Source organism: Rhodoferax sp. (assembly GCF_034519335.1).
In the GTDB taxonomy this organism is placed as follows: domain Bacteria; phylum Pseudomonadota; class Gammaproteobacteria; order Burkholderiales; family Burkholderiaceae_C; genus Allorhodoferax.
This window is the reverse complement of sequence record NZ_JAXHOL010000003.1, coordinates 15,379-37,136: the sequence shown is the minus strand read 5'-3', so window position 1 is coordinate 37,136 and position 21,758 is coordinate 15,379. Positions and strand designations below refer to the sequence as shown.

Sequence of the window (21,758 nt, the reverse complement as noted above, 5' to 3'; positions counted from 1 at the left end):
GCCTGGTGCCTCGGCAGAGCTTGCAGGTGCCGCATGCAGTGTTGCCAATACCGTGATGGCGGCCATTGTGAGTTTCAAATAATTGCGCATTTCAGTGTCCTTGGTGAGCGGTGAAAGAGGGATAGCCGGAGTAACCTTTGGGACCGGGTGCATAGAAGGCCTCTTGGTCCAGTGCGTTCAGGTCCACTTTGGTCCGTATGCGCTCTACGAAGTCAGGGCTGGCAACCGACGGTCGCTCAAAGCCTATGAGATCTGCATGGCCGGCACCAATGCTGTAGTCTGCGGAGACGCGGTCAAAACCGCTTGTCAAAATGAAAATGCCTGCGAAGGCGACGCGCAGCCGGAACTTGAATTTATTGGGTACCGGTGGCGCTCCCATCGCAGAGTGATCCAACAAGTGGACATACAAAATCCGCATCTCCGCCATGGCGTCGATCAGCGCCAGGTACTGTGCTTCGAGGTCGGCATACGAACCGGTACTGTTGGCCACCCCGTAGGGCGACAAGCGAATGCCCACGCGGTGCGCGCCGATGGCATCCACCAGGGCACGCAGGATTTAGAGCGCAAAGCGATTGCGGCCGTGGATGCTGCCACCGTAGCGGTCGATACGCTGGTTCACATTGGCATTGAGAAATTGCTCCACCAGGTACCCATCCGCAGCGTGGAGTTCCACACCATCAAATCCAGCAGATATCGCCAATTTGGCTGACTTGGCGTACTCCGCTACCACTTGGGCAATATCCGCCTCCGTCATCGCGCGTGGGGTGCTGTGCGCTTGCATGCCTTGTGTGTCCGTGTGGATCTCTCCAGGGCAAGCTAATGCAGTAGGCCCCAGCACTTCTGCGCCAGCGGGCAGGTTGTCCACATGGCTTACGCGGCCCGTGTGCATGAGTGATAGGAAGATCTTGCCGCCTTGCGCTTGTACGGCGTCGGCCACCAGCTTCCAGCCTCCCACCTGCTTGTTGTTGAACAGCCCTGGTATGTGGGCGCGGCCCAAACCATTGGGGGACGGTGATGTGCCTTCGGTGATGACCAAACCCGCCGTAGCGCGATTGCCGTAATACTCCGCCCTCCTCAGAGAAGGCGTTTTGCTGTCTGCAGCACCAATACCTGTGATGGGGGCCATGACGATCCGGTTGCGCAGTTGAAGATGCGCACCTGCAAGGGGTTGAAACAGCATGGTTTTCTTTCAGGAATGGTGCGGACCGGACTCAGTTTTGTGAGCGCAGGTAGAACGGACGTGGTGCCGTCAGTCCTTGGTGGATCTGCTGCGTCAGCGCATCGGCCAAGACTTCATCTGCACCGGCTTCCAAGCCGTCCAGCGCGCGCTGCACGATGTCTTCAGGGCTGGTTTTTGGCACGTCAATGCCGCGCGTGAGGTCGGTATCGACATAGGCCATGTGCAAGCCCAATACCTGGGTGTGTTGGCTTGCAAGTTCGTGGCGCAGTGCGTTGGTGAGCGACCAGGCTGCCGATTTGCTGGCCGAGTAGGCGGCCAGTGCGCCATCGTTCACCCACGACGCTACAGAGAGCACATTGAGCAGGGCACCACCGCCATGGGCCTTGAGCACGGGCGCAAAGGCCTTGCTCATGTTCAACACGCCGTAGACATTGGTCTCAAAAATGCGGCGAGTCAGGTCGTCGCTATCGGGCGCCAAAAATCCGCCGGGTTGGGCGATGCCTGCGTTGTTGACCAGCAGCGTCACATCGGATGCCAGTTGCGCCGCCGCCCGGATGTCTGTCGGCTTGGTCACGTCGAGTTGAATGACTTCCACACCGGGCAAGGTGATGGAGGAGGGATCGCGCGCGGTCGCGTAGACCTTGCGTGCGCCACGGGCCAACAAGGCTTGCGCAAAAGCCAGGCCGATTCCACGGTTGGCACCCGTTACCAGGGCTACAGAGTTTTCGATTTTCATAAGAGGTTGGATGGCTAAATTAGGTTTGGAATGATGGTCGTCATATGTGTGGGCGAGCGACTTGGCCGTGTGGCAAGCCGCCCACACGCATGGCGGGCGAGGGGGAATTAGCGCAGCGAGACGACCACTTTGCCTTTGGCGCGTCCCTGGCCCAGGTAGGCGAGGGCATCCATGGCTTGCTCGAACGGAAACACCTTGTCGACAACGGGCTGGATGCCGCCGTTGTTGAGAATTTCAGCGATTTGGCCCAGCTGTTGGCCATCGGGGCGAACGAACAGGAAGGAGTAGCCCACATCCCGCTTTTGGGCCAGGCGTGTGATCTTGCGGCCCATCAGACCGAATACGAAGGTCAGCACGAAGTTGAGCTTTTTGGTGCGGGCGAATGCCGCGTCCAGTGGGCCCACCAGAGACACGATCTTGCCGCCGGGCTTGAGGATGCCGATGGACTTTTCGATGGTGTCGCCGGGGATGGTGCCCAGCACGGCGTCGTATCCGCGCAGCACGTCTTCAAAATTTTGCTTCTTGTAGTCCACCACTTCGTCCGCGCCCAGTTGGCTCACCAGCGGGACGTTGGGCGTGCTGGTGTTGGTGCCGACCTTGGCACCCAAGTGTTTGGCCAGCTGGATGGCAAAGGTGCCAATGCCACCCGAGCCTGCGGGGATGAACACCTTCTGGCCGCGCCGAAGGTTGATCCGCTCCTTGAGGGCTTGCCACACGGTGAGGCCGACCATGGGAATGGAGGCTGCTTGGACGAAATTCAGATTGCTGGGCTTGAACGCCGCGGCACTCTCGGGCACCGCTGCAAACTCAGCCAGAGAGCCCTTGCCCAGGTCAAACAGGCTGGCAAAGACTTCATCGCCCGGTTTGAAGCGGGTCACGCGGCTGCCGACCTCGGTCACCACGCCGGCCAAGTCGCTGCCGATCGTGGCCGGCAGTTGGAAGGCCAGCACCGGTTTGAACTTGCCGGTGGGAATCGCGTTGTCAATCGGGTTCAGGCCCACGGCATGGATGCGAACCAGCAGCTCATCGGGCTGGAGCGTGGGGGTAGGCACGGTAGTGAATCCGATCTCGGGCGATTTGCCGTAGCGCTGGAAGGTGAGGGCTTTCATGGTTTCAGTGAAGTGGTTGGGGGCGATGGTCTGCTGCGATGGATTGCAAATTCAGATGATGATCATCATATTAAAGGTCAAAAAAAACCGTCAGTTGACGGAGTCCGCTTTCGGCAAAATGAGGCTTTGAAGCGTGGCTTTGCAGAACGCATCGGACAGCGCAGGGTCGTTGACCGCACGGGCCAGTGTCAGCGTGCCCACCATGGTGGCAACGGTCACCAGGGCGCGCTCATGGGCGCTGGGTTGGCCCCAATCGGGAAACTGGCGGGCAACCAAGTCAATCATCTCTTTGATACGGCGCGTAGCGGCCAAGCGCACCTCGGGCGATTGGCGTGGCATTTCCGAGCCCAGGGCAGAGATGGGGCAGCCCGTCTCGATGCTGGCCAAATGCTCTTTGGAGAGGTATACCTGCATCAGTGCCTGCAACGATTCTTCAGGCTTTGCCGAGGCGACGATGCGGGCCGCCAGGGCATTAGATTCGGCCCCCGCGCGGTCGGCCGCTTCTGCCAGCATGGCTTCACGGGATTCAAAGTGGGCATAGAAGGCGCCATGCGTCAGCCCCGCTTCTTTCATGATGTCAGCCACGCCTGTGCCGTCATAACCGCTGCGGCGGATGGCTTTGGCAGCCGCATCCACAATGCGCTCGTGGGAGGCTTCTTTGGCAGCAGATCGGGCGTTACCTGTTTTTCGCATGATGTGTATCATACATAAAATTAACCCGGTGTGCAAGCCTTAGGTCAACAGGTGCTTGGCCACAACCTCATCAGGATCCCTGAACCAATCCTCCAGAAATTCCACACACACCCGCACCTTGGCCGAGAGGTTCAGGCGCGTGGGGTACACGGCCCACACTGGGGCGTCCTGCGCGTAGTCCGGCAGCAGCCGTACCAGTCTGCCTTGCGCGATGCTGGGGCCTACGTCCCACTCGGAGCGCAACAAAATGCCCAGCCCCTCGATCGCCCATTGGTGCACCACCTCGCCGTTGTTGGCTGACAGCGCGCCCGATACCTTGACGGTCTCTGGCCCCTGCGGGCCGTTCAGTGTCCAGCGGCCTACGTCCTGGTCGCGTTCGCGGATGACGAGGCACTGGTGCTGCGTCAAATCTTGCAGGCTCTGGGGCGCACCGTGTTGCGCCACGTAGCTTGGGGCTGCGCACAACACGCGCTGGTTGTGGGCAATGCGCCGGGTGATGAGGTGGGGCTCTTGCACCTGGCCGAGCCGGATGTCGAGGTGAAAGCCTTCGCCCACCAGGTCTACCGGGCGGTCCAGCAGCTCCAGCTGCAGCTCCAGTTGCGGGTAGCGCTTGGCCAGGGCTGCCAGGGCCGGTGCCAGCTTGCGCCGGCCAAAGCCCGAGCTGCTGCACAGGCGCAGCAGGCCGCTGGGCGCCTCGCGGTGGGTGGTGATTGCCTGGGCCATGGCGTCCACGTCTTCCAGAATGCGCGTGGCGCGCTGGTAGACGGTGTCGCCTTGCTCGGTCACCGTCAGCCGCCGGGTGGTGCGGTGCAGCAGCTTGGCCTCCAGCGCGCGCTCCAGCAGGTTGATGCGCTTGCTGACAACGGCTTTGGACAGGCCCAAGTCACGCGCCACTGCGGCAAACGATTGGGCGCGCACCACGGCGCAGAACAGGCGCATGTCTTCCAGCAGGGGTTGATTGTTCACGTTTCGTGGCTTGTGAAGCTATGTTTCGGTGGATTGTATTGATTGGTGGACAAAACTACGATTTGTGAACGCGGCCATGGGGCTGCTGGTTAACACAAGGAGACTGGAATGCACACACACCGCATCGCCGTGCTGCCGGGAGACGGCATTGGCAACGAGGTCATGCCCGAGGGGCTGCGCGTGGTGGAGGCCGCTGCGCGCAAGTTTGGCATTGCGCTGGAATTCACCACCTTTGACTGGGCGCACTGCGGCTACTACCGCGAGCACGGGCAGATGATGCCGTCGGACTGGTTTGAGCAGCTCCGGGGCTTTGATGCCATTTACTTTGGTGCGGCGGGCTGGCCTGCGCTGGTGCCGGACCATGTGTCGCTTTGGGGTTCGCTGCTCAAGTTCCGCCGCGAGTTTGACCAGTACGTGAACCTGCGCCCCGTGCGCCTGATGCCCGGTGTGCCGTGCCCGCTGGCCAACCGCAAAGTGGGAGACATTGACTTTTATGTGGTGCGCGAAAACACCGAAGGGGAGTATTCCTCCATCGGCGGGCGGCTGTTTGAGGGCACCGAGCGCGAGACAGTGTTGCAAGAATCGGTTTTCACCCGCAAGGGGGTGGACCGCATCGTGCGGTACGCGTTTGAGCTGGCGCAGAAGCGCCCCAAGAAGCACCTGACCTCGGCCACCAAATCCAACGGCATGGCGATCAGCATGCCCTATTGGGATGAGCGGGTGGAGGCCATGGCCCAGCGTTACCCCGATGTGCGCTGGGACAAGTACCACATCGACATCCTGGCGGCGCGCTTTGTGCTGAGCCCCGAGCGCTTTGACGTGGTGGTGGCATCCAATTTGTTTGGCGACATCCTGTCGGACCTGGGCCCGGCCTGCACCGGCACCATTGCGATCGCGCCCTCGGCCAACCTGAACCCGGAGCGCACGTTTCCGTCCCTCTTCGAGCCGGTGCACGGCTCAGCGCCAGACATTTATGGCCAGAACATTGCCAACCCGATTGGCATGATTTGGTCGGGCGCGATGATGCTGGACTTTCTGGGCAATGGCGACGGCCGACATACGCAAGCCCACGACGCGATCCTGCGCGCCATTGAGGCCACCCTGGCTACCGGTCCACGCACGCCCGACATGGGTGGCACCGCCAGTACCACCGATGTGGGCAAAGCGATTGCGGCTGCGCTTTGAGGGTCAAATACGCCTCTAGGCCTTTTGGATATTGCGCGAATAGCTACTGTTTTGATAGCTAAAAGGCGGGCCGCAGTAGGCTCCATACAGCTCTGTCTCTACAACTCAGAGGCGTCTTTCACATCGCGCTTTTGAAAAGCCACGGTGGTTGCGCAGCTGGTGGGTGTCACGGACAGGTAGACGGACACATTCAGATCGCCCACCACCACATGGGCCGATTGCTGTGCGCCTTCGCTCGTGTTGAATTCACCGCTCACGGCGGCTTGTCCCTGCCAGGCCTGCAAGGTGGACAGTGTGGCCGCCCATGGGGTGCGGGCGCGGCATTGGGCTTCGGGGGCGGTACTCAGCAGTTCAATGCGCTGCACCAGCCCGCCTTTGAGGTAGAAGGTGCTGTCAAACGCTTCGGTGCCCAGGTAGGCGCTGCGTTGTATCCAGCGGCCGCGGGTGTTGCGCGGGCCCACGGCGGGTTTGGCTACTTTTTCCAGTGTGCGGATGCTGCCAATCAAGTCTCGCTCGGGTGCCAATACCAAGCTGCCATAGAGGGCACACAGGTCGCTGCAGCTGGGAGCTTGGGCCGCGGCCCAGCCTGGGGCCAGCAACAAGCTGCCTACACCGATAACCTGGAGCAGGCGGCGGCGCAGCGGGGCGAGGGCGCTTGTGGTGCGTGGGGGCGTGGCTCTAGTCATTCGGTTCGTCGTCATCACGGGTGCCCAATTCTCGGACCGCTATTTTTTTGTCGAAGGGGCGGCGCAGGTGGCTGTTGCGTTTGGCACGCAAGGGGCGGTCCCGGCAGACCAGCACCGGCACGGTCGCCTTGGAGATGAGCCCCGGAACAATGCTGCCATTGAGCAGGCGCACCACGGCGTTGTGGTCTTCGGTGCCCACCACGATCAGGTCGCAGTGCCGTTTGATGGCAGCGTCGGCCACCGCGTGGGCGGCATCACCTGCCATGGCGGTCGCGCGGTGGCTGTGCACCCCGCAGCGCTCTGCCCACGCGCTTGCGGCAGCCAGCAAGCGTGAGGCTTCCGCAGCCGCTTTGGCCTGCAAGCCTTCGGCGGACACATCGGCCACCGGGAGCATGTCGACGGCCGGGTAGTCGTAGTGCGGCAGCACCCCGAAGAAAAAAATGTCGGCACGGTGGGTTTGTGCCATTTCAATGGCGTGGTCAATGGCGGATTGGGTGACGGGACGGTCGTCCACAACGACCAGGATTTTTCGGACCATAACGAAACCTCAGGCTTTGGGCAGGCGGGTGAGCTGCAGCTCGGCCAGCGACGCATACAAGGGCGCGCTGATAAGACGCGACACGGCGCTGGCCAACAGGGCACTGGCCATCAGGCTCAGCACCAGGGCGTGGCCGTCCACCATTTCCATGACGATGATGAAGGCCGTGAGAGGGGCTTGGGTCACGGCTGCCAAAAACGCCGCCATGCCCAGGGCGATCAGGGTAGGCGGGTTGGCGTAGGCAGTCCATTGCGCCACATCGCCGCCCACGGCCCCCCCAATGGCCAGCGACGGTGCAAAGATGCCACCGGGCACACCCGCCCAGGTGGTGAGCCAGGTGGTGACGAACTTGAGCAGCACATAAAAAGGGCTGGTGTCTCCAGTGTTCTCCAACGAGGCCTTGGTGTGTGCGTAGCCACTGCCAAAGGTGTCGCCCGCCGTCACCACACCAATGACGGCAATGGCCAGGCCGCATGCTGCGGCGAAGGCCACCGGCCGCGCCTTGCGCTGTGTGCTGAACCAGTCCAGCGAATGGCCGGCCAAAGACACCACCAGCAGGCGCGCAAACAAGCCACCCAGCAAGCCACAAGCCAATGAGACAAGGAGGCCCGGTAACAGAGTGGACCAGCCAAAGCCTTCAACGCGGATGATGCCGAAGTAGCTGCCGTTGCCATAGGCCGAGATGCCCATCAGCCCGGCTAGCACAATGGCGGCGATGGTGAGGCCGTGGTTGCGGTGTTCGGGCTTGCGGGTGAGTTCCTCAATCGCAAACATGACGCCGCCCAGAGGTGTGTTGAAGGCCGCAGCTATGCCGGCTGCACCACCCGCCACCAGCAGGCTGTGTTCGCTGATCTGGGAGCGCTTGGGCAGCCAGCGGCGCACGCTGTGCATGACGCCCGCTGCAATCTGCACCGACGGGCCTTCGCGCCCCAGCGACAAGCCGCCCAGCAAGCCCCAGGCGGTGAGCACCACCTTGGCCACTGCCAAGCGCAGGGAGACAAACAGGCCACGTGTGCTTTCGTTCACGCTGGGGTCTTGTGCCGCCATCACCTGCGGTATGCCGGACCCGGCTGCGCCCGGCGCATAGCGTCGGGTGACCCACACGATGGCCGCAGCGGTGAGTGGCGTCCACAGCAAGGGGCGCCCACCAGTGGCTTGATTGCAGGGTGAAGAAGAGGGCCAGTGCGTGCTCGCTGAGCCAGGTGAAGCTCACCACGGAAAGCCCAGCCAGCGCGGCAAAGGCGATGAACAGGGCGCGCCCGCGCCACAGGTGTGCGTCGTATAGCTCGTTGCGGAAGGCCGAATAAATATGGGGGTGCGGTCGCATTGTCTGGCTGCCCGTGGGGGTGTTGTTGTAAATCATACATTGATACAAATGTAATTTGCTATATTTGCACAAATGTATTTACAAAACGAGCAACCCGAGGAGACACATATGAAAGTGGGATTGATCGGATACGGCAAGGCGGGCAGCGCAGTGGCCCAGGTGTTGAGTGAAGACCCGCGCTACGCGCTGCAGTGGATTGCCACGCGCAGCGGTACCCCGGTGTCGGTGACGCTGGGTGACGCCAGTATTCCCGTCACCGCGTTGTCCAAAGACAGCCTGGCGGATTGGCTGGACCAGCACCCAGTGGATGCTTTGGTGGATTTTTCGAACGCGGAGTCGGCGGCTATTTACGCAGACGAAGTGGCGCGCCGCGGGCTGATGTTGGTGACGGCCATTTCGTCCTATGACGACGCGCAGCTGGCCGCCATCCGTGCGCTGGGGGCACATGCGCGGGTGCTGTGTTCGCCCAACATCACCGTGGGTATCAACTTTTTGATCATGGCCGCGCGCCTGCTGCGCGAGATTGCGCCGTTTGCCGATGTGGAAATTTTGGAGCAGCATTTTCGGGACAAGCCGGAGGTGTCTGGCACGGCCAAAAAGATTGCCGAGAGCCTGGACGTGGGCGGCGACAAGATCACGTCCATGCGCCTGGGCGGCATCGTGGGGCACCACGAGGTGATCTTCGGTTTTCCGTACCAAACCGTGCGGCTTATTCACGACTCCATCAAGCGGGAGGCCTTTGGCACCGGGGCTGCGTTTGCCCTGAACGAGCTGCGCCACTGCGCACCCGGCTTCTACACCTTTGACGATTTGCTGATGAAGCGGGTGCGCGCGCAGTTGCTGGCGGGCGCCGCAACAGCGGCTTAGCCGGGCGGTCGAGAGGGGGCGATTTATGATGCGGGCACCTTCCACAGCCCGGTGTGTTCATGAAAGCCTCCCAGCCATCCGCCAACCCCACCGACTCCGCTGCGCTGGCGCTGCGGCAGTTTCGGGTGGTGTTCAATGCCGTCCGCACGCACTTCCGGCAGGTGGAGAAAGACACCGGCCTGGGCGGCGCCCAGGTGTGGGCGCTGAGTTTGATCCAGCAGCACCCCGGTCTGGGGGTCGGGGAGATTGCCACGCGCATGGACATCCACCAGTCCACCGCCAGCAACCTGATCAAGGTGCTGCTCAAGAAAGCGCTGATCACCATGGAGAAGTCAGCGCAAGACAAGCGCGTGGTGGAGTTGCGTGTGACGCCCGAAGGGAAAAAAGCCTTGAAGAAGATGCCCGGCCCATTTGAAGGCGTGCTACCCAATGCCCTGCGGCAGCTCGACGAGGCCACCCTGGACAACCTGAATCGCGATCTGGAAAAACTGGTGGTCCTGTTGGCGGCAGATGATGAGGCGGGCAGCATTCCGCTGGCGCATTTATAGGGTTTTGGGCCTCTAGAGCGCATGGATTATGCGCGAGCAGCTCCTTAAACGATAGCAAATTAGGGTGATTTCGCCAGTGCCAGCAGCTCTGTGGCGTTTGCGATGCCACGCGTGCTGCGGCTCCACCACTGTGAAAACGAGGTGCAGGGTTGGCCCACCGCAGGAAATAGCGCAGGCCCCTGGGAGCCGCGCACCCATGGCTTCAACCACGGCATGAGGTGGGGCTCTGCCACAAAGCCCACCTGGCTAGCCCCGCGCAACGCCTGGCCGATGGTCGCAGCATCCGCATGCCAGCAAACAGGGGCCAGCTGGGCCATGCGTGTGCCCACAAAGCGCCAGCGTGCCTCGCTCCAGGGCCACAGGCGGTGAAAGTCTGACAGGTACAGGCCGATAACCACCGTGCCAGGGGCCAGGTCTACGGGCAAGTCGCCCAGGCTCCACGGGTGAACCAGCCACACTGCTCGGCCCTCCACCAGTGCCGCATCGGCTTGCGTGATGCCCAGGGCGCTTGGCGGGGCAGTGAGCAGGTGTGGCTCCGTTGTGGTCGCCAGAGGCGTCGCGCCCGGATGCGGGGCGGCGGCGATCGCACGCGGATCGCGCGCCAAAAGGTCCAGAGCTTCGTAGGAGGTGTCGATGCTGCTGCCCGGGCTGTGCCACGGCGCAGGCGCGAAGCGGGCCACGTTGTCTGCGTTAAACAGGTAGGGCTTGCTACTGCCGGTGCCTGCTACCCACTGCCAGCTCAGGTGGTTGCTGGCCAAGTCACCGTCGAGCAGGTGGGCATAAAGCCAATCGGCTCCCGCGCGCCAGTGCACCTTGCGCAGGTGCACCACGTAGCTGGCGAGCCACATGCGGGCATGGTTGTGCAGCGTGCCCGTGGTGTAGAGCGTGTGTACCGCCATGTCCACCACGGGCACCCCGGTACGGCCCTGGCGGATATCCTCCGGCAGGGCTGGCGTGTAGGCATGGTCGGGCAAGGGGCCTTCGTGCAGGGAGTCCCATATGGCCGCTCCCCGGTGCTGCCAGACGTGGCGAAAGAATGCGCGCCACCCCAATTCGTAAACGAATTTGTGCTGGATATCGAGTGCGTGGCGGGCGTTCACATTGGCCAACACCTCTGCCAGTGTGACGAAGCCATGGCTGATGTAGGGCGACAGGCCGCTGACCGCGCCATCCAGTGCATTGCGGGTGCGTGCGTAAGCGTCGGGGTGTACCGCTGCGATGCGCGCGTGCGCCGCCGCCAGAGTGGGTAGCAAAGGGCCTGGATCCGCTGGTAGCCATGGGGCGGCAGACGGTGAATGGTCCGTATTGGCGCCTTGGACTTGGTGCATTTTTCTCATGGCAGGTGGCCATGGCTGGCCAGCAATGTGCCTGTGCTCAGGCGAGCCAGCGCACGTTTTGCAGCACTTCGGCAAAGAAAGCGCGCAAGGTATGGGGGCTCATCTTGTAGGGATCAAAGTCAGCGCTGCTGGAGTATTTCAAAAACAACTGCCGGTTGTCCTGGGTGGCAGCCAGCAAGCCCATGGACCAATGGCCGAATTGGCGCACAACAATTTCCGAGAAATCCAGAATCGCAGGGTCCTTGTGCCGGCTGTCTTTCAAGATGCGGTGGTACAGCGCATTCACGGCCTGGCGGTCCCCCTCGAGCTGTTGCAAGAAGATGCCGTTGGACAGGCACAGTGCGCCTGTGATGCCCGCAGTCTGGTTGTTGCGAGCCGAACTTTGCAAGATGTCTTTGACGTCGCCCGGCCCCAGTACATGGGCGGAGCGGCTGGCGTAGGTAAGCTGAACGAGCATGGGTAGATGTCCTTTGGTGCGGGCGTTGGAACCCGGCTACTGCCTCGCGTTGGCGAGGGTGACAGGTGCCTTTTACGTGGCAAAACGGTTAGCTTACCGGGCATCCAATAGCGGGGTGCCGTCCCATGTTATTGCGGCGGCGGTGATCCGGGCGCTGCTTTGGCCAGAACCTCAGCAATCCATGATTGCACGGCGCCCGAAGCCAGCAGGCTTGACAACAAGGCTGGCCCCATCGCGTTCAGCAGTGTGGGCTTGAAGGCCCAACGCCATGGGCGACTCAAAGCCAGCATGGCGCCTACCGCTGCAGCACCTGCCGCCAAGGCCAAGGGGTGGCGTTGCGCCAGGGGGCGAAGCAGTGTTTGGGCAAGCCCGTTGGCGAGCGCGCCAGTGGCGTGCAAGGGGTGGTGCTCCCACCATTGGTTGAAGGGTGTCAATCAGCAGGCTCGCGCCGGGGAGGGCAGATTTGAGAAGGCCTAACAAGCCCGTATCAGGCCTGCCCGGGCTGGGCCCTTGTGACTGCGATGGCTGGGCCATGGTGAGGCGCAAGCGTTCGCGCGAGAGCGTCAAACGCTCTGCGGCGCTGAGCATGGGGGCGCTCATGTGGACAAGCTGCGCAGCAGCGCCACGTCGGCCTGTACCTGGCGGCGCAATTCGCCAAATGCCGGCTCCGCAAAACTGCCGGGGGCGCGCAACAGCCAGCCGCACAGCACCGACATTAGCGCCGGTATGCCCGGCACTAACACCAAGACCCACAGGGTGCCTGGCGTTGGCGCAGGTGCCAAGGTGACCCACAGCATGAGCGCCACACCAGCCAACACCAGTGCTACACCCATGAGGCACAAGCCCAACGCACCCAGCAGCGTACGGCGTTTAAGCTGGGTGGCCTGACTTGTCAGCTCTGACCCCAATAGTTCGCCATAGGCTTGTGCATGGTCGCCCAGCAGCTGTGGTTGGGTGGCAATGAGATGGAATAGCGGATGCAGCATGGCGGTTCGGTCCTGCGGGTCGTCGGCTTACTGTTTGCGTGAGCCGCTCAGCAGGCTGGCCAATGCCATCAGAGCGGCGCCGCTGGCCGCTGCAATCAGCACCGCCTTGACGGGTTCACGTTGGATATAGCGCACGGTGGCTTCGCTGGTGTGGGTGGCCTTTTCCCGCAGCTGCAGGGCACTGTCGTGCACGACATGCAGGCCCCGCTGGGTCAGCGCGCTGGCCTGTTCGGTGGCGCGGTCCAGCATGGGGCCGACGCGGTTGGCGGTGTCATTGAGTTGGGTGGTGATGGTGTCGTGTGTCATGGAAGCCTTTCGAGTGCTGTCCTGCAGGGGGCGGGACTGGAATGGATTGTCGGCACACACCCGGTTTGGCGGAATCGGCCAGCGGGCCGTGGCGCTGTCAGTGTGCGGGCCGCTGCCCTGTAGGAGCGCGCCCACAGCTTGGGCAGTCGTAGGACAGCGACAGCAGATGCCCACAATCGCACGGTATTGGTGGAAGGTTTTACCGATAGCACCGGTTCTGACACCTACAACCAGACGCTCTCTGAGCGCCGCGGCATGGTGGTGCGCAAGGCCCTGTTGCAGATGGGAATCGCTGGTGAACGCATTGGCGTGCGTGGCTATGGGGAGTCGTTCCCATTGGCTGCCAATGACAGTGCAGCCAACCGCCAGCTCAATCGTCACGTGGAAATGGTGCTGCCTGACGACACCGGGAAGACCCCGCAACGCAGGGTGATTTTGCTATGAATAAAGTAGCTTCTCGCGCCTTATCTATGGGCTTTTTGGCTACTTTTCTTGTGTAACCCACCAGATGCCCACGCTGACCAGCAGCAGCGCCACGAGGTACTTCCACTCCAGCAGCGACTCGCCCAGAAACAGCGCCGACAAGCAGGCGCCAAACACGGGAATCAGAAAGCTGTACACCGCCACGGTGCTGACCCGGTTGTACTTGAGCAGCACACCCCACAGGGCAAATGCGACGGCCGACAGCAGTGCCATGTAGACCAGCAGCAGGCTGGGCGCCAGCGTGAACGCTGCAATGTGGCCGCCTGCGACCCAGCCAATCAGCACCAGCACCACACCACCGATGCCAAGCTGGTAGCCGGTCATGACGACCGAGTCCATGCCCTGGGAGATGCGCTTGCCGTACAGGGAAGCGGAGGACAGCACCAATGCAGCCAGCACGATGAAGCCTTCGCCCAATAGCGTGAACTCGCCCTCGGTAGCTGCGCCGCCCAGCAGTCCGCCGATGTTCACGGCCAGCACCCCGGCAAAGCCCAGCGCGCACCCCAGCAGCTTGCGCCAGGTGAGGGTGTCGTTGTGGTACACAAAATGTGCCAGAAGCACGCTGAAGAACACGCCAGAGGCGTTCAGGATGGATGCTTTGACGCCCGTGGTGTGGGCGAGGCCGATGTAGAAAAAAATGTACTGCAGCGTGGTCTGCAGCACCCCCAGCAGCGCGACTTGGCCCGCCTGCGCGCGCGGCAGCATGAGCGCTTTGCCAGACAGTTTGGCAAACACCAACAGCAAGAGCCCGGCGCCGACAAAGCGGTAGCCGGCAAACAGCATTTGTGCGGCAAGGTCACCGCGGCCGATCTCTAGCAGTGCGTAGCCTTGCTTGATGGCGGGGTAGGCGCTACCCCAGAGCAGACAGCACAGGCCTGCGAGAAAGAAAACAGAGCGTGGGCGGGTAAAAAAAGACACGGCAGAAGGTAAGAGACGTGCGCGGCTTAGCCGCGCACGGAAGTGGAGGATGCGTTTGCCGCAGAAGATGGTGCATCGGCCTGGTGCAGGGCGGCGAGTTGGCTGTCTTTTGCGCGCCAGAGCTCGGCTACCCAGGCGGAGAAGGCAGCGCGGAACTCAGGGTCTTGCCCGTAATCGCCGCCCAACAGCGCGGGCGGCACGGGGATGGCGCGCACGCGCACCACCACGCGGTGCACCTTGCCGCACAGAAAACCCCAGAACGTGGGAACGCCCTCGGGGTAGTAAATCGTCACGTCCAGAATGGACTGGAACTTGTCCCCCATGGCCTGCAGTGCCAGTGCCAAGCCACCGGCCTTGGGCTTGAGCAGGTACTGGTAGGGCGACTGTTGTTTGGCGTGTTTGGCCGCTGTGAAACGGGTGCCCTCCAGAAAATTCATCACGCTGGTGGGGATGAGCGAGAACTTGGCGCAGGCCTTGCGGGTGGTTTCCTGGTCCTTGCCACGCATTTCGGGGTGCTTCTTGAGGAAGGCCTCGCTGTGGCGGCGCATGAAAGGAAATTCGAGCGCCCACCAGGCCAAGCCCATGATGGGAACCCAGATAAGCTGTTGCTTGAGGAAAAACTTGAGCAGCGGAATGCGGCGGTTCAGCAGGTGCTGCAGGGCAAAGATGTCCACCCAGGACTGGTGGTTGCTGCTCACCATGTACCAGCTGTGCGGCTCCAGACCGTCAATCCCCTGAACATCCCACACGGTGCGCTGGGTCAGGCGCATCCAGCCGCTGTTGCAGCTAATCCAGCCCTCGGCAATCGACAGGATGATGGGGTCCAGCGCCAGGCGCACGGCCCTGAAGGGCAGCACCAGTTTGATGGCGGCGAAGACAAACAGCAGCGGCACCCAAAACAGGATGTTGAGCAAGAGCAGGGCGAACGCAAGGGCCCCCAACAGGGGCGCAGGCAGGAAATTCAACATGGGCTTGTTACGGTTTAAAGAAACACAGCGTGTTTCTGCCATTGGCTTTGGCCTGGTACATGGCGGTGTCGGCTTGTTTCAAGAGCTCAGTGGGCGCTACGGCTTCGCCTTTGAACAGTGTAATGCCGATGCTCGGGGTGGTGGTGTGTTGCGTGTGTTTGAGCAGATAGGGGTCGTTCAGGCTGGCCAGGATCTTGTGGCCCACGGCAGTGGCGTGCAGGCTCGCCTCATCCCTGTCAGGGCTGAGGTCCTGGATCAGCACCACAAATTCGTCGCCTCCCAGCCGAGCCACGGTGTCCACCGCACGAATGCTCTGTTGTAGCCGTCGGGCCACTTCTTGCAGTAGCAGATCGCCCACATCGTGGCCGTAGGTGTCGTTGAGTTGTTTGAATTGGTCCAGGTCCAGAAACATCAGTGCGCCATGTTCGCCTTTGCGCTGGCTGGTACCCATGGCCTGCTGCAAGCGGTCGGTCAGCAGGCGGCGGTTGGGCAATCCAGTCAACGTGTCATGGAAGGCCAGATGGCGAATGGCTTCTTCGGCGGCTTTGCGTTCGCTGATATCACGGGCAATGGCAATGAAGCGTTCTTCTTCGCCCGGTACCGTGGGCTTGCGCACCACAGACAATTCAAACCACAGCTTGCCCGCAGGCAGCTCCAGGCTGTACTGCTTGCCGTGGGATCCTCCCGTCAACCGCGCTTCGTCCAGTGCTGACATGCAGGCGCCGGCGGCATCCTTTGGCAGCACTTCATTGACAGTACGGCCCAGCAGTACTTCGGGAGCGTGCGCCAGCAACGCTGTGTTGCGGCTGTGCACGGCGCGGTAATGGCCTGCGGCACTGAACTCAAACAGCAGGTCAGGAAGGGCGCTCAGTGTGGCTTGTAGTTCTGCCTGGGTAGCTTGTAGCTGGGCTTCTGCCTGCTTGCGGCCCGAGATGTCCATCAACGTGCCCACCATGCGCTGGGGCGCCCCGTCTTTGCTGAACTGCACCACCTTGCCGCGGCTGCTAAGCCACATCCACCGGCCATTGGTATGGCGCGCCCGGTATTCGGCTTGGTAGGCGGGAGAGTTGCCGGTCAGGTGAGCCCGCATGGCTTGCATGGCCGTGGCCAAGTCATCCGGGTGAACCAGATGGCCCCAGGCCCGGGCCAGTTCACTTTCTTGTGGATCCCGGCCCAGCATCTGGCAGGAGCGTTCATCCAGGTAGTAGCCGCGTTCGCTGGTCAGGTCGTGGTCCCAGCGGCCAAGGTCAGCGCCCATGATGGCCAGTTCCAGCTGTTCGGTGGTGTCCCGCAGCAAGGCTTCGGCCACCTTGCGTTCCTGGATGTTGCGGGCAACGCCCAGCACCCCAATGATGTTGCCAGCCGAATCGCGCATGGGTGTCTTGGTGACCTCGAACAGATCACCATGCGGGTTGACCAAGGTCGGGGTGTTTTCTTCAAAGGTGACCGCTTTGCCAGCCTGAATGGCCCAGCGGTCAGACATGGTGAATATTTCGACTACACGGTCTTCGAGCCAGTGGGCGTCGCGTGTACCAATGATGTCTTTGGCGGGCACGCCGAGTGTGGCGGCAAAGGCCTCGTTGCAGGTCAGGTAAACACCGTCAATGTCTTTGAGCCAAACTTGGTACGGAATGGTTTGCAGCAGATTGCGCAGGAGCGCTTCACTGCGGCGCAAGGCAGCGCGCGAGGCACGTTCTGGGGTGATGTCTTCGACCGTACCCTCGTAAAACAGCAGTTCTCCCTTCTCGTCGCGCACCACGTGGGCATGCTCCCTTACCCACATTGCTTGCCCTGTTTTCAGGCGGACCATCTCGGACACAAAGTTGGTCACTTGGCCATGCTCTCGCATCAGTTCTGCAAAGCGATCGCGCCTTTGCGACTGCAAGTAGGGATTGCGGTGGGCCTGCGGGTCGGCCTCCATCTCTTCCAGGCTTTTATAGCCATTGAGCCGGAGAAACGCGCTGTTGACCTGCAAGAGTTTCCCATCCACGCTGGATCGGTACGCCCCAATGGGCAATTGCTCAAACAGGCTGGACGTTACGCGGCTGGGCATGGGCGCTGGCCCGTGGTTTATTTCAGGCTGCCTGACAAGAACTGGGCCAAGCGTTCGCTTTTCGGATTGGCCAGCACGTCGGCCGGGCGGCCTTCTTCTTCCACCAGTCCCTTGTGCAAAAACACCAGATGGTTGGCCACCTCGCGGGCAAAGCCCATTTCATGGGTCACTACCACCATGGTGCGGCCTTCCTGGGCCAGGTTTTTCATGACTTTGAGCACTTCGGACACCAGTTCCGGGTCCAGCGCACTGGTAGGTTCGTCAAACAGCATCACCTCAGGCTCCACTGCCAGGGCACGGGCAATGGCCACGCGCTGTTGCTGGCCACCGCTCATGTGGGCTGGGTAGCGGTCTTCCACGCCTGACAGACCCACCTTGGTGAGGTACTTGCGAGCGGTTTCCACTGCCTGGTCTTTGGGAATACCCAGCACATGAACCGGCACTTCGATGATGTTTTGCAGTACTGTCATGTGCGCCCAAAGGTTGAAGTGCTGGAACACCATGGCCAGCTTGGTGCGCAGGCGCTGGAGCTGTTTGGGGTCTTTCGCTTGGAGTTCGCCCTTGGCGTCGGGGTGCAGCAGCAGTTCCTCCCCTGCGACATGGATACGGCCCTGGTGGGGTTTCTCCAGCATGTTGATGCAGCGCAGAAAGGTGCTTTTGCCGGAGCCGGAGCTGCCGATGATGCTGATCACATCACCCGCATGGGCCGTCAAGGAAACACCTTTGAGCACTTCGTTGCTGCCAAAGCGCTTGTGGATGTTTTCGACCTGGAGTTTGAGAGGCTTGGTAGTCATGGTGCAAACAGGGGCGTAAGGAGGCGATGCTGCGGGCTCAGGCACCCAGCAGCTCGCCAGTTCGGAAGGGGGTGGCGCCGGCAATCTTGCCAATTTCGGCACCAGAGAGGGCGTAGCGATCGCGTACCCGGGCATAGAACACGCCATCCACACCGGCCACCACGTGGTGGGTGGTGTTGGCGATCGGATCAATCACTTCGGCCACCAGATCACCCATGCGCAGCGATTGGCCAACGTCGGCCAGGTAGACCACTACGCCTGGCACCGGGGTACGCAGGGTCTCTGAGCCTGCCAATGGCGTTGCCGGGCACAGCGGGGCAGGAATCGACGGTGGATTTGGGCAGGACAGCACCTGGATGTGTTGCAAGAAAGCCCGGACCGCATGCGCATCCTCTTGGGCCCAGGCGTGGGTGACATCGGCCTCGCCGCGCAACTCGATGGTGGTGCTGTTACAGCCCTGTGGCAATGGCGCAGAGACGCCTGCGGCCTGCAGTGCTTCTGCCAGCTGCCACCAAGCACCAGACAGGCATTCGTCAAAAGGGCCGCTGCCCGAGTTTTTGGCCAGCAACACCGCGCGGGCCTTGAGCAAGTGTGCCAAGGGCGCCAGCTGGGGCCAGCACGGTTCCTCGGTATAGAAGTGCATCACGCCTTCGCAGTCGCAGTGCAGGTCCAGCACGTAGTCGGCGTCGTGCGCCAGTGTCAGCAGGGTGCGGCGCAGGCTTTGCAGTTCGGTGTCGGGTTGCCACTGGTGCAGGTAGTCAGCCATGGCGCGGCGCACGGTGGCCACGTTGGCGGCAACGTCTGGTCCCATCTGGGTCTTGACTACCGGAAACACAGCCTTGGCGAGGTCCGGGTAGTGGCGGTTGAAGTTTTCACTGCTGGCCAGCTCAAAGCGCCCCATGGGCTTGTGGTCCACGCGCTGCGCCAGACCGATGGGGTTGGCCACGGGCACCACGATGATTTCTCCGCGAATCTGGCCGGCCGCGTCTGCGGCTTCCAGAAGCGCACGCAGGTGGTGGGCTACCAGCATGCCGGGCAGTTCCTCGGCGTGCAGGCTGGCCTGGATATAGACCTTGGGTCCGCGGCTGGGCGTGCCGTAGTGAAAGCTGCTCAGGCTGCGGTGGCTGCCCAAGCTGTTGGAGAGCAAGGGGTGGTCAATGCGTTGCATGGCGGTTTAGTGCGTGCGGGGGGCCAGGTAGGCCAGGAAGTGCTTTTCTGCGACCCTGAATATCCCGATCAGGCAGAACGAGGCCACCAGGTAAATGGCGGCCGCAGCGATATAGGCTTCAAACGGCAGGTAATAGTCGGAGTACACCCGGCTGGCTGCCGCGGTGACGTCCAGCATACTGGGCACTGCACTGGCCAGGCTGGTGCTTTGCAGCATCATGACCACTTCGTTGCTGTAGGCGGGCAAGGTTCGGCGCAGGGCACTGGGCAACACAATGTGGCGCATGACCTGAAAGCGGCTCATGCCAAAGGCTTGGGCCGATTCGATCTCACCAGCGGAGGTCTCGCGGATCGCCCCGGCCAGCATTTCTGCCGTGTAGCCCGCGGTGTTGAGGCTGAAAGCCAGCAGCGCGCAGAAAAAGGGTTCCTTGAAATGCGTCCAGGGCCAGACATCGTCCCAGCGTGCCTGAATCCATTCCAGTTGGCCCAGGCCGTAGTAGATCAGGTATACCTGAATCAGCAGCGGCGTACCGCGGATCACGTAGGTGTAGGCCCCAACAATCCAGCGCAGTGGCGCCCAAGGGCCCGTGAGCAGCAGGGCAAAAATGAGGGCCAACACGGCACCAATGCCCAGCGACGAGAACAGCAGGCCCAGCGTGGTGAGGATGCCGGTGGCGTAGAGCTCCAGGTTTTGAGGCTCAAAAATCACATGCCACTTCATAGTTCGCCCCGCTTGGTGCCCAGGCTGTAGCGCGCATTGAGCTTGCGCAGCGCGTACAGCGAGATGGTGGTGTAAACGAGGAACAGGGCGGCTGTGAACAAGAAAAACGCAAACGGCGAGCGCGTGGCCGCACTGGCCTGTTTGGAGAGGTAGGTCATTTCCTTCAAGCCAATCAGGCTCACCAGCGCGGTGGACTTGATCAGCACCAGCCAGTTGTTGGTGAAGCCGGGCAGGGCATAACGCACCATCTGGGGCAAAGTGATGCGCACAAAGGCTTGCAACGGATGCATGCCGTAGGCGACTGCAGCTTCCATCTGGCCTTTGGGAATGGCAAGGATGGCGCCGCGGAAGGTTTCCGTCATGTAAGCGCCGTATATGAAACCAAGCGTGAGCACGCCGGCCATAAAAGGGTTGATGTCCACGGTGGCTTTGCTGCCGGCGAGTTCCAGCAGGTGATTCAGTCCGATGGTGCCGCCGTAGAAGACCAGCAGCATGACCACCAAGTCGGGGACCCCACGGATCACGGTGGTGTAGGTCGCAGCGAGGGAGCTCAGTACCCGCCGGCCCGAAAGTTTGGCGCTAGCACCCAGCAGGCCCAGAACGATCGCGACCAGCAGGGCGCAGAGCGAGACGCCGACCGTCAGGGCCGAGCCTTGCAGGATGGCGACGTAATAAGCATTCATGAGAGGCTATGGGCAATTAACACAACGGGGCGCAAACATGCGCCCCGTTGTGTTGAGCGGTTACAAGATTATTCGCCGTAAACGTCGATGTTGTACTTGGCAAAGTACTTGTCGTTCAGGGTCTTGTAAGTGCCGTTGGATCGGATGGTCTTGATGGCTTCATTCAACTCGCCCTTGAGCTTGTCTTCACCTTGGCGCAGCGCAACAGCGGCACCAGCGAAGTACTTCACATCGCTCAACACGGGGCCAACAAACTCGTACTTGGCGCCTTCAGGTTTGCTCAGGAAACCACCGGTGACTTCCAAGAAATCAGCCACAGTACCGTCCAGGCGGCCGGACTTGATGTCCAAGTAGACCTGGTCTTGGGCTTCGTAGGAGTTCACCACTACGCCAACCGGCTTCAGGTTGTCCATGGCGTATTTTTCTTGGGTAGAGCCCTTCAGTACGCCAATTTTTTTGCCCTTCAAGGAAGCCAGGTCCGTGAACTTGGTGCCTTTTTTCAGGACGATACGGCTGGGTGTTTGGTAGTACTTGTCAGTGAAGTCGATTTCCTTCTTGCGCTCGTCTGTTGCGGACATGGAGGAGATGATGACGTCGTACTTCTTGGCGTTCAGGCCGGGGATCATGCTGTCCCACACCTGTTCGACAAACTCGCACTTGCGCTTGATTTGTTCGCACAGTGCATTGGCGATGTCCACATCGAAGCCAGTAGGCTGGCCATCTGCAGATTTGAAGGTAAAGGGCTCGTAGGTGGGGTCGATAGCCACTTTGAGCGGGCCCACTTCGGGGGCAGGAGCAGCCGCGGGAGCCGATGCGGGCGCAGCAGGCGCTTCAGGAGCAGCTTCTTCTTTTTTACCGCAAGCGGCCAAAACGGAGGTCACTGCCAGTGCCAGCAGGAGTTTCTTCATGAATAAGTCCCTAGAAATACCGGAAACGCATTTCCGGCGGTTTGAAAATGTAAGAAAAATCATTCTACGGGCTAAGCAGAGCAAATTTGATGCCGCCCCACACCAGTGCATTGGGGTTTTTACCGTGGAAATGTGGGTATTT

Annotated in this window: 24 protein-coding genes and 1 pseudogene; 4 read left to right on the top strand and 21 right to left on the bottom strand. The window is 61.5% G+C overall.

Features of this window, described 5'->3' with window-relative positions:
• Window positions 1–91 precede the first annotated feature (91 nt).
• The 5 genes and pseudogenes from U5O12_RS04010 to U5O12_RS03990 form a co-directional block, all read right to left on the bottom strand.
• Window positions 92–1,180: pseudogene (locus U5O12_RS04010) on the bottom strand (alkene reductase).
• A 31-nt stretch (window positions 1,181–1,211) separates the two neighbouring features.
• Window positions 1,212–1,916, bottom strand: coding sequence for an SDR family oxidoreductase (locus tag U5O12_RS04005; protein WP_322577395.1), 705 nt, complete (start codon window positions 1,914–1,916; stop codon window positions 1,212–1,214).
• Window positions 1,917–2,023: 107 nt separating this feature from the next.
• On the bottom strand, window positions 2,024–3,025 hold the full coding sequence (locus U5O12_RS04000; RefSeq protein WP_322577394.1) for an NADP-dependent oxidoreductase: 1,002 nt from the start codon (window positions 3,023–3,025) through the stop codon (window positions 2,024–2,026).
• A 90-nt stretch (window positions 3,026–3,115) separates the two neighbouring features.
• On the bottom strand, window positions 3,116–3,730 hold the full coding sequence (locus tag U5O12_RS03995) for a TetR/AcrR family transcriptional regulator (protein WP_322577393.1): 615 nt from the start codon (window positions 3,728–3,730) through the stop codon (window positions 3,116–3,118).
• Between the two features lie 27 nt (window positions 3,731–3,757).
• Window positions 3,758–4,684 carry a LysR family transcriptional regulator gene (locus tag U5O12_RS03990; RefSeq protein WP_322577392.1) on the bottom strand — a complete coding sequence of 309 codons (927 nt, stop codon included), beginning with the start codon at window positions 4,682–4,684 and terminating at the stop codon, window positions 3,758–3,760.
• Between the two features lie 108 nt (window positions 4,685–4,792).
• Between U5O12_RS03990 and U5O12_RS03985 the strand changes: the two genes are divergently transcribed.
• Entirely contained in the window at window positions 4,793–5,869 is a 1,077-nt protein-coding gene (locus U5O12_RS03985; protein ID WP_322577391.1) for a tartrate dehydrogenase, read from the top strand.
• 98 nt (window positions 5,870–5,967) lie between these two features.
• Here U5O12_RS03985 and U5O12_RS03980 read toward each other — a convergent pair whose 3' ends face one another.
• Genes U5O12_RS03980 through U5O12_RS03970 form a run of 3 tightly spaced genes read right to left on the bottom strand, consistent with a single transcriptional unit; the run spans window position 5,968 to window position 8,230 of the window.
• Window positions 5,968–6,570: a hypothetical protein gene (locus U5O12_RS03980; protein ID WP_322577390.1), complete on the bottom strand. Its 603-nt coding sequence runs from the start codon at window positions 6,568–6,570 to the stop codon at window positions 5,968–5,970.
• Window positions 6,548–7,093: a universal stress protein gene (locus U5O12_RS03975; RefSeq protein ID WP_322577389.1), complete on the bottom strand. Its 546-nt coding sequence runs from the start codon at window positions 7,091–7,093 to the stop codon at window positions 6,548–6,550. The genes U5O12_RS03980 and U5O12_RS03975 overlap by 23 nt, the downstream gene beginning before the upstream one ends.
• A 9-nt stretch (window positions 7,094–7,102) precedes the next feature.
• Entirely contained in the window at window positions 7,103–8,230 is a 1,128-nt protein-coding gene (locus U5O12_RS03970) for a chloride channel protein (RefSeq protein ID WP_322577388.1), read from the bottom strand.
• 298 nt (window positions 8,231–8,528) lie between these two features.
• Here U5O12_RS03970 and U5O12_RS03965 point away from each other — a divergent pair, with 298 nt between their 5' ends.
• The gene (locus U5O12_RS03965) at window positions 8,529–9,287 is read left to right on the top strand and encodes a 4-hydroxy-tetrahydrodipicolinate reductase (protein WP_322577387.1); all 759 of its coding nucleotides are present in this window, start codon (window positions 8,529–8,531) and stop codon (window positions 9,285–9,287) included.
• Window positions 9,288–9,346: 59 nt separating this feature from the next.
• A complete protein-coding gene (locus U5O12_RS03960; RefSeq protein WP_322577386.1) occupies window positions 9,347–9,835 on the top strand; it encodes a MarR family winged helix-turn-helix transcriptional regulator in 489 nt (162 codons plus the stop codon).
• Between the two features lie 59 nt (window positions 9,836–9,894).
• Here U5O12_RS03960 and U5O12_RS03955 read toward each other — a convergent pair whose 3' ends face one another.
• The 5 genes from U5O12_RS03955 to U5O12_RS03935 form a co-directional block, all read right to left on the bottom strand.
• The gene (locus U5O12_RS03955) at window positions 9,895–11,163 is read right to left on the bottom strand and encodes an FAD-binding domain-containing protein (RefSeq protein WP_322577385.1); all 1,269 of its coding nucleotides are present in this window, start codon (window positions 11,161–11,163) and stop codon (window positions 9,895–9,897) included.
• Between the two features lie 46 nt (window positions 11,164–11,209).
• Window positions 11,210–11,629: a BLUF domain-containing protein gene (locus U5O12_RS03950; protein WP_322577384.1), complete on the bottom strand. Its 420-nt coding sequence runs from the start codon at window positions 11,627–11,629 to the stop codon at window positions 11,210–11,212.
• Window positions 11,630–11,757: 128 nt separating this feature from the next.
• A complete protein-coding gene (locus U5O12_RS03945; RefSeq protein ID WP_322577383.1) occupies window positions 11,758–12,063 on the bottom strand; it encodes a hypothetical protein in 306 nt (101 codons plus the stop codon).
• Window positions 12,064–12,225: 162 nt separating this feature from the next.
• Window positions 12,226–12,615 (bottom strand): hypothetical protein, encoded by a 390-nt coding sequence (locus tag U5O12_RS03940; protein WP_322577382.1) that lies wholly within the window; start codon window positions 12,613–12,615, stop codon window positions 12,226–12,228.
• A 27-nt stretch (window positions 12,616–12,642) separates the two neighbouring features.
• Window positions 12,643–12,921, bottom strand: a complete 279-nt coding sequence (locus U5O12_RS03935) for a hypothetical protein (RefSeq protein ID WP_322577381.1) — start codon at window positions 12,919–12,921, stop codon at window positions 12,643–12,645.
• Between the two features lie 138 nt (window positions 12,922–13,059).
• Between U5O12_RS03935 and U5O12_RS03930 the strand changes: the two genes are divergently transcribed.
• Window positions 13,060–13,365, top strand: a complete 306-nt coding sequence (locus tag U5O12_RS03930) for an OmpA family protein (RefSeq protein WP_322577380.1) — start codon at window positions 13,060–13,062, stop codon at window positions 13,363–13,365.
• 39 nt (window positions 13,366–13,404) lie between these two features.
• On the opposite strand, the gene U5O12_RS03925 is transcribed toward U5O12_RS03930, so the two are convergent.
• The 8 genes from U5O12_RS03925 to U5O12_RS03890 form a co-directional block, all read right to left on the bottom strand.
• Window positions 13,405–14,322 carry a DMT family transporter gene (locus U5O12_RS03925; protein WP_322577379.1) on the bottom strand — a complete coding sequence of 306 codons (918 nt, stop codon included), beginning with the start codon at window positions 14,320–14,322 and terminating at the stop codon, window positions 13,405–13,407.
• A 26-nt stretch (window positions 14,323–14,348) separates the two neighbouring features.
• Window positions 14,349–15,290 (bottom strand): acyltransferase, encoded by a 942-nt coding sequence (locus tag U5O12_RS03920; RefSeq protein WP_322577378.1) that lies wholly within the window; start codon window positions 15,288–15,290, stop codon window positions 14,349–14,351.
• A gap of 7 nt (window positions 15,291–15,297) precedes the next feature.
• Window positions 15,298–17,343 carry a diguanylate cyclase domain-containing protein gene (locus tag U5O12_RS03915; protein ID WP_322577377.1) on the bottom strand — a complete coding sequence of 682 codons (2,046 nt, stop codon included), beginning with the start codon at window positions 17,341–17,343 and terminating at the stop codon, window positions 15,298–15,300.
• Between the two features lie 17 nt (window positions 17,344–17,360).
• Window positions 17,361–18,137: an ABC transporter ATP-binding protein gene (locus U5O12_RS03910; RefSeq protein ID WP_322577376.1), complete on the bottom strand. Its 777-nt coding sequence runs from the start codon at window positions 18,135–18,137 to the stop codon at window positions 17,361–17,363.
• 37 nt (window positions 18,138–18,174) lie between these two features.
• A complete protein-coding gene (locus tag U5O12_RS03905; RefSeq protein ID WP_322577375.1) occupies window positions 18,175–19,305 on the bottom strand; it encodes a succinylglutamate desuccinylase/aspartoacylase family protein in 1,131 nt (376 codons plus the stop codon).
• A 6-nt stretch (window positions 19,306–19,311) separates the two neighbouring features.
• Complete coding sequence (locus tag U5O12_RS03900) at window positions 19,312–20,025, bottom strand: ABC transporter permease subunit (protein ID WP_322577374.1); 714 nt, start codon at window positions 20,023–20,025, stop codon at window positions 19,312–19,314.
• A complete protein-coding gene (locus U5O12_RS03895) occupies window positions 20,022–20,708 on the bottom strand; it encodes an ABC transporter permease (protein ID WP_322577373.1) in 687 nt (228 codons plus the stop codon). Before U5O12_RS03895 ends, U5O12_RS03900 begins: the two co-directional genes overlap by 4 nt.
• 68 nt (window positions 20,709–20,776) lie before the next feature.
• Entirely contained in the window at window positions 20,777–21,616 is an 840-nt protein-coding gene (locus U5O12_RS03890) for an ABC transporter substrate-binding protein (RefSeq protein WP_322577372.1), read from the bottom strand.
• Window positions 21,617–21,758: the final 142 nt, after the last annotated feature.